The 7,339-nt window shown below is 51.8% G+C and carries 4 protein-coding genes and 3 pseudogenes; 2 read left to right on the top strand and 5 right to left on the bottom strand.

Features of this window, described 5'->3' with window-relative positions:
• Positions 1-347: pseudogene (locus CSQ89_RS18610) on the bottom strand (IS5 family transposase); the annotation flags it as partial.
• A 56-nt stretch (positions 348-403) separates the two neighbouring features.
• On the opposite strand from CSQ89_RS18610, the pseudogene CSQ89_RS23310 reads away from it, so the two are divergent.
• Positions 404-1,094: pseudogene (locus CSQ89_RS23310) on the top strand (DDE-type integrase/transposase/recombinase); the annotation flags it as partial.
• A 256-nt stretch (positions 1,095-1,350) separates the two neighbouring features.
• Here CSQ89_RS23310 and CSQ89_RS18600 read toward each other — a convergent pair.
• From CSQ89_RS18600 to CSQ89_RS18585, 3 genes and pseudogenes are all read right to left on the bottom strand, one after another.
• Positions 1,351-3,297, bottom strand: a complete 1,947-nt coding sequence (locus CSQ89_RS18600; RefSeq protein ID WP_099407566.1) for a M13-type metalloendopeptidase — start codon at positions 3,295-3,297, stop codon at positions 1,351-1,353.
• A 261-nt stretch (positions 3,298-3,558) separates the two neighbouring features.
• Positions 3,559-4,085 (bottom strand): annotated as a pseudogene (locus CSQ89_RS23305) (IS3 family transposase); the annotation flags it as partial.
• A 220-nt stretch (positions 4,086-4,305) separates the two neighbouring features.
• Positions 4,306-4,929, bottom strand: coding sequence for a cation transporter (locus tag CSQ89_RS18585; RefSeq protein WP_099407564.1), 624 nt, complete (start codon positions 4,927-4,929; stop codon positions 4,306-4,308).
• Between the two features lie 63 nt (positions 4,930-4,992).
• Here CSQ89_RS18585 and CSQ89_RS18580 point away from each other — a divergent pair, with 63 nt between their 5' ends.
• Complete coding sequence (locus tag CSQ89_RS18580; RefSeq protein WP_099407563.1) at positions 4,993-5,406, top strand: MerR family transcriptional regulator; 414 nt, start codon at positions 4,993-4,995, stop codon at positions 5,404-5,406.
• Positions 5,407-5,620: 214 nt separating this feature from the next.
• Here the strand turns inward: CSQ89_RS18580 and CSQ89_RS18575 are convergent, their stop codons facing one another.
• The gene (locus CSQ89_RS18575) at positions 5,621-6,769 is read right to left on the bottom strand and encodes a glycoside hydrolase family 5 protein (protein WP_199065704.1); all 1,149 of its coding nucleotides are present in this window, start codon (positions 6,767-6,769) and stop codon (positions 5,621-5,623) included.
• Between the last annotated feature and the right edge of the window lie 570 nt (positions 6,770-7,339).

Below are 7,339 nucleotides of genomic sequence, written 5' to 3'. Positions count from 1 at the left end.
CCGGCCGCGTCGGGATGAACCTTGATGTGGGAAGCATCAATCATCAGCCATTCAACGTCCGGGTCGGTTATCAACTGTTCGAGCAACTTCCCCCAAACTCCCTTGTCACGCCATCGACAAAAGCGTCAATGCGTGTTTTTCCAGCCTCCCAGATCGGGTGGAAGATCTCGCCATGGGGTTCCGGTACGCAAAATCCAGAAGACGGCATTGATAAACAATCGGTTATTGTTTGCCCCCCTGCCCCAGTCACCTCGCCGCCCCGGCAGATGGGGCTCCAGCAAGAGCCAGTGTGAATCGGAAATGTCATGGCGACGATGCGCCGGCAGGGCAATAGATCCGGAAGTCATTGCTGAATTTTAAGGCCAGGGAAATCTTGTGACGACACCCTCTAGAGCCAGGAGAGAAGACCAATGCAAAATGGCGGGCTCGCTCATTTACGCACGATGCACCCATGGGGCCGAAGGCAGCCCGTTCGACGGTGCTGGCGCAGGAGGAAGAAGCCGCCATCGTGGCATTCCGGAAGTACACCTTGCTGCCTTTGGACGACTGCTTGTACGCGCTCCAGCCCAGCATGCCGCATTTGAACCCGCTCTGCCTTGCATCGCTGTCTGCAGCGCCATGGCATCTCCCTATTACCCGAAGTCGAGGGAGATAAACCGCAGAAGAAATCGTTCAAGCCATACCCCATCGGCTACTTTCATCTCGACATTGCCGAAGTCCAAACTGATGAAGGACGGCTGTATCTCTTTGTCGCCATCGATCGGACGTCAAAACTGGCTTACGCTGAGCTTCATCCCAGGGCAACACGCCTGGTGGCAATGGATTTTCTGTCTGGCTTGATTGCCACTGTGCCTTACACCATTCATACGATCTTGACAGACAACGGCATTCAGTTTGCCAAGCGGCAAGGCACTAAAGCCTACTGGGCGATTCCGTTTGATCGCCTCTGCCAAGCCCACCACATCGAACATCGGCTAACCAAGGTCTGCCATCCTTGGACCAATGGACAGGTCGAACGTATGAATCGGACGATTAAGGAGGCGACGGTCAAGCGTTACCACTATCAATCGCATGATCAGCTGAAATCGCATTTGCAGACATTGCCAAGTTCAGCGGCGAGATTCAGCAAGCCGATCTTGTGCTTGATGACATTCTGATTGAGACTAGCCATGGGGTTACTCCTTGGCGCATATGCGCTGTTTCGATAAAGATTCGCACCTGTATCAAAACGGGTAACCCCACCCTTTGGCAAGGTGGGACTGTCAGATCAAGTCTGAACTTCTACAACTAAACGCCGAGACCGCTGGGCCTCGGCTTCTGATTTGTATCAAAGCGGCTGCCCGGTAGTACTCACCATAGAGTAATTCGGTCTTTATCCGCCCGCACCATCGCGTCACCTGCTTTGCAGCCATAATTGGCAGCGAATGCCTGCGAGTTGGACAGGGCACCATTTACCCGGTATTTATCTACAGCATGAGCAGGCGCGGTGGATGCGTGGTCCCGTAACTCTTCAGGGGTACCTGCATTTCTATGAGAAGACGCATATCCCTTAAAGAATTGATCCGCCGCCGTCGCACCCGGCCACTTTTTCTGGGCAAGCTGTGTTGCAACTTCCAAGCCGGTCAGATCAGCCATATCTTCAATCGTCATACGTAAAACCGGGATATTTACGCCCAGTACACTCTTCACATAGTCGGCATAGTGCTGGTTTTGACGGTCTTCCATGGACTTGAAGTAGGTAATATCGCTGCTTGCCAGCCCCATAGCTGGTGGAACAGGATAATCAGGGGGCGCTGCCTGTAGGCCGCTGGCATCAAAACCATGTCCCATCTCATGGGCAAGGATGGATGCACCAAGAAAACCGTAGGTAAATGCGGGTTTGTTTTCAAAATCCACCATGGGCGACGTAAGCATCATGCTGATATCGCCCACCATCACATTGCGGCCGGGTACATATCTGGGGTTAGGTTCACTCCAACCATATCCTTTCTTTGCCCCAAGTCGTGGCAGTACCCCAGCGCTCTTAACCTGTTCTGCAAAGTTCAACTGGTTCGCACGTTTGATATTACCTAGCGCGTCGTTAGCGTCGACAGTGAGGTTGCTGTAATCAATCCACTTTTCGGGTTGAACTACTACCATGGCCATCGTATCAAGCCGGCGAAGTGCAGCATCCCGGCCAACTGGGCTCAACCAGGTACGTGTCTCGATTCGCGCACGCATCTCCTGCTTCAGTTCCTGCATCATGGTGCTGACGGCAGCCAGTTTACTTGGCCCTATCACCTTCTCCACGAAGAAACGGTTCAACGTATCTGGCATCAGCGCTGCTAAAAAGCGGACCCGATTGTCGATTGGCGTCTTTATACCCGACACATTTGTGTCAGCTAGAAACTGTGGCTGCCACCCAGCTTGCCAGCGCTTTTCCTCAGCTGAAAGCTGCTCCGGAAGATAAGCACTAAAACTTTTCAAGAGCCGCCACTTAAAGAAACTCTTCCACTGCGGCAGGGTGAACTCAGCCATCATTTGCGACAATTTGGCTTCAGTAGCCGAATCCACTTCCACGTTGGCGGCAATTCCAAGCTGCTGCTTGAAGGCTGGCATATCAAACGTCACCGAACTTGGCGTTGAGGCTGCTGGCTCCTTGATCCGCTGTTCCATGCGCTCGACCGCTTCCGCATCGATAGCGGCTTGATCTGCAGCAACACCAGCCGCTATCAGCATACGTGCAATATGGTCACGCCTTGCTTCCACTGTATTGCCCTGGAAATCTATATTTCTTTGCACTAACTTCAGCTCGACTGGCTTAACATCTTCCTCTTTATCGGTTTGAGTACGTAGCGACAGGGGTAATACGGTGCCGACACGCAGTAGCTTCGCCATAACAACCGGTATTTCCTGGGCTTGTGCCATGCCATCTACCAGTTGCCATTCTTCATTCAAGGCCACCGTAGTAGTGGGCGCAGGCTGTGCCTGGCTGGCAAATAGGCGTACAAGCTTGCCTAAGTCACTGTTCTCGCTAGCGAGCGGTGACGTTGCCGCCGCCTCTAACGCCGTCAGTAAAGCTTGATAATTCTGTTGTGGTAAATCCGAAAATGCATCGGGTGTTTCGTCTCCAGGTGTGCGCTGAACCGATCGGTACCAATCCCCATTGACCAATTGGTCGAAATCTGTACACGCCTGATCATTGCGCTGTACTACGGCTGGTTTATCCGACCCACCGCATCCAGACAATAAAAATGCGGTTGCCATCGCCACGATGGAACCGCCCTTGAGTACATTCGGGTTGCTGATGAAATTCATATACTTGACCCCTAGTTAAAAACTAAGAGTTATGTGTTTCATTTGACATAAAAGTTTCTCTAACCTGCTGAAAATACAGTAAATCCCTAACTGTTTTGACTTGCATTAGATAATCAGCCGGACTTGTAATTGACGCGACGTTCGACCAGAAATCACTGCAAACCTGGTCGATGGTGTCAGACATAAGTTCTTTCAATTAGCACCATTAGGGCTTGCAGGGTTAAGAAAGCCGCCACGATCAGCAGAGCGCGCAGCCAATACCCGGATCGAAGCTTCTGCTTCGGTCCGGGTCCTATAACGCCGATGGTGCACCAGCTCATGCTTCAAACTGCCCCAGAAGCTCTCCATCGGCGCATTGTCATAGCAGTCACCTCGCCGCGACATCGAAACGCGTAAGCCAAACTGCGCCACCAGCGCACGATATCCCTGCGAGCAGTACTGGCTGCCTCGATCTGAATGCAAGATCAGCTCCGCGCCTTTGGCTGTTTCCACTTCACGGCCTTCCACAACGCCTGACTGACCAACTCTTGCGTCATTCGAGCCCACATCGCACAACCCACAATCTCGCAGGTAAACTCATCCTTGATGCCCGCCAGATAGTGCCAACCCTCATCTGTCTGGAGGTAGTTGATATCGCTCACCCAGACCTGCTTTGGACCCGTCGGTTCAAAGGTCTGGTTAAGCAGGTTATCTGCAACGGGCAAGCGGTGATTTGAATGGGTTGTGGTCTTGAACTACCGTTGCTGGATGCAGCGGATGCCGTCTTCGCGACGTAGACGCGCAATCCGCCCGACCCGCCACTATCCTCTCGGCAGCCAGTGTACGCCTCCGGGTGTTTCTAATCACAAGTGACGCGGCGCGCCGTGTGGGCGGTTTTTTAAGATGTCCCGTTCCATCCGGGCCTCGGTCAGCTCTCACCGCAGCCTCCTGTTTACCAATCAGGTGTGTCTACGGAATTCAGGCTACCTCAGCCGACGCGCAGCAGACTATTTAGACAGGTTCTTGAGCCTACACCGTCGCTAGCTCCCTATTTGCCTGGATCATCACTTGCCACGCAGCAGACAGCGCCAAACTGGCCATCACCAGCGCTACCATCAGGTCAGGCCATGCCTGTCCAGTACCGAACACCCCCAACGCGGCCAGCAATACCGCCAAGTTACCCAGCGCATCATTACGGGTACATAGCCACACACTGCGCATATTGCTGTCGCCTTCACGATAGGCGTACAGCAGCACAGCCACGCCCAGGTTAGCCAGCAGCGCCAGCGTCCCTACCCACCCCATGGTGACAGCGCTAGGTGTTGTTCCACTGGCCCAGTGCCATAAGGCACTGCCAATAATCCAAAGACCAAACACCCCCATCGATACCGCCTTCAATAAGGAAGCTTTGGCTCGACTGCTGACTGCCATACCCAACACCCATAGGCTTATCGCATAATTTGCTGCATCACCCAGGAAATCGAGCGAATCAGCTAACAGGGAAACCGAATCGGCCTTCACACCATTGAATATCTCGACACCAAACATGACTGCATTCACCACCAAAGCCACCCACAATACCTTGCGATAGCGGCCCTGCCGGGTAGGGGTCAGATTTGTTTCCGGTTCATGATGACAGCAATTGGCACCCATGTTCTTGCTCCTAGTAATGTGATGGCCGTATGCTGAACCCTGTAGCTACTACAGGGTCAAGCCATGTCTACACATTACCGAATCGGAGAACTGGGCCAGGTTGCCGGCGTGAACCAGGAGACCATCCGTTACTACGAGAAGATTGGCCTATTGCCTTCGCCAGGACGCAGTCCAAGCGGCTATCGCCATTACGACGAAAAAGCTGCCAAGCAATTGCGTTTTATTCGCCGGGGCCGTGAGCTGGGTTTTAGCATTGAAGAGATTCGCACCTTGCTGCAACTGGCAGCCCACCCGGAGCAACCATGCGGGGAAGCTGACAGCCTTACACGACAGCATTTGGCAGAAGTAGAAGCCAAGATTGCAGACCTGATGGCAATACGCGACGCATTGAGCAAATTGAGCCATTGCCCCAGCCAGACCACAGAGCACTGCCGCCTGATTGAGGCACTTGACCAACGTCACTGCTGCACAGACTAAATGACCACCAATTTCAAAGCCTGTCTGAGAACCTGTCTAAAGTCTCGCGAGCTAGAGCAAGACAAGGCGAAAACAGTCGAGGAAGCGGAGTTTACATAGGGTAAATGAGCATTTCGAGGTTGTTTTCAACGCCGTATTGCTGACGCACAGCAGACTTTAGACAGGTTCTGAGACAACCGTTAAAGCTTGAAAGCCTTTTCAATACATAAGCGGTTCAGGGTTTGGCAAGCGAATTATCTTGCGCTTTCTGTGCTGCCAGTCTTTTGCGGATCGGTTCAAACTGCGGCGTTACCTTACGAGGCAGCGGATAGGGCTTGCCCTCTTCCATTGCCTTCCAATATGCCCATGGCACACGCGCTTTGCCCAACTCGTAATCCATGCCATCCCAGGTATCTTCGCGGAAGCTATAAAACGCCCAGTGCAATTGATGGCTGTCCAATACCTTGAGTACGTCCTCCAGATATTGCCCACACTCGGGTAATAGCCGCATGCAACCGAACTCGCCCGCGACCATACGATTGACAGGGATCTTATGTTCCTTCGCCCAATCCATTGGTACTTGCAAATAGTCTGCAACGCGTTTTGCATCCCATTGCACCTTTTTCCCGCCGTAGGGTACCTCACCAGGATAGGGATAAGGCTTGGCTCGCTTCATATTCGGTGAACTCGTGAATTCGTAGGGTTCATACATATGAAAGCTGTACAAAACCTTCTGGTCGTCCAAGGGTTTTTGCCAGTAACCAAATGTATCTGCCGCAGCGTACCAACCAGCATCAAGCATGATGGGGGTCGCTGCATCCACTTTGCGAATTGCAGCGACAATTTGTTGATAGAAATCAGGCAAGTCACGTGCAGTGCCTTTGGCTTCTTTTTCATACCAACGTACCATCTCTGCACGAGAGGCGTGCTCAGACAGGGTGGTATTGAATTCCGGTGCCGGCTCGTTAACGAGGTTATAGGCAGCTACCGCAGGATGATTCTTTAATTCCTTGGCCAGATCTCGCCAAAACATCTGGTTTTGCTTCCAATATGCCTTGTCTTTCCATACTCGGCCATCGAACTTCCCTCCATTTTCCTGACTCCAACGCCCACCAGGAATCGATATTGGCGTAACAACCACTTTCAAACCGGCTTTATGTGCTCGATCGAGGCTGGCTTTAAGAATGGCCAAGTCTCGCTTGTTGAGTCCCGTATAGCGATCCGCATTCCCAATCAAAAAATCCCGTTTGGCAGGCTTCCATTTTTCATACGTCAGTCGCACCCAACTGGCGCCATAGCTATGTAATGCATTGAAATACTTTTGATCAGGTGGAAGCCGGTTAAAGCTATTTGCGCCAGACTGCGGGGCATCCCAAAAACTCATTAAATCCGCGGCATTGGCACAAGATATAAGACTCGCCAATAAGATGCTATTTAAACTAAGCCGCATTTCAAATACCTCTCCCCGCCGGTTAGTTACCGGCATTCATTTACATGTTTCAGATATCGAAAGCTGAAGAATTTATGCTTAAGACATGCATAAAAGCTTCGCTAGACTATTTATGCGCCTTCAAGTTCAACTTCATCAGGCAACCCCTAGTTAACCCTAATGCTTTTAGTCTGCCTTAACGAGATGTACCTATCTGTAGCGTGACACGCTAGCTTGATACCACTGCATTTGATTGTTTACTGCCCTGCAATAAACCTTCAACCGAATCAGTGTTTATCCACATCCGCGTTGGCAATAAAGTAATGGTATTCAACTGGCGCGGCGGGCTGTCGTGCCACCTGCCACATAAACTTAAGCTATGTCTGGATGAACACATGATTAATAACTGATGTTACGCAGTGCATACGATAACCTGTCGCCATGAAGAACAAAGAACTCGATTTGTACACCGACTATTTGCTGAGCACGTTTGGTGCGGCGACAGCAACGGGCTTGTCGGCGATG

Source organism: Chitinimonas sp. BJB300 (genome assembly GCF_002735695.1).
Classification (GTDB): Bacteria; Pseudomonadota; Gammaproteobacteria; order Burkholderiales; family Chitinimonadaceae; genus Chitinimonas.
The sequence above is the reverse complement of the archived record's forward strand: the minus strand, read 5'-3'. Positions and strand labels throughout refer to the sequence as shown.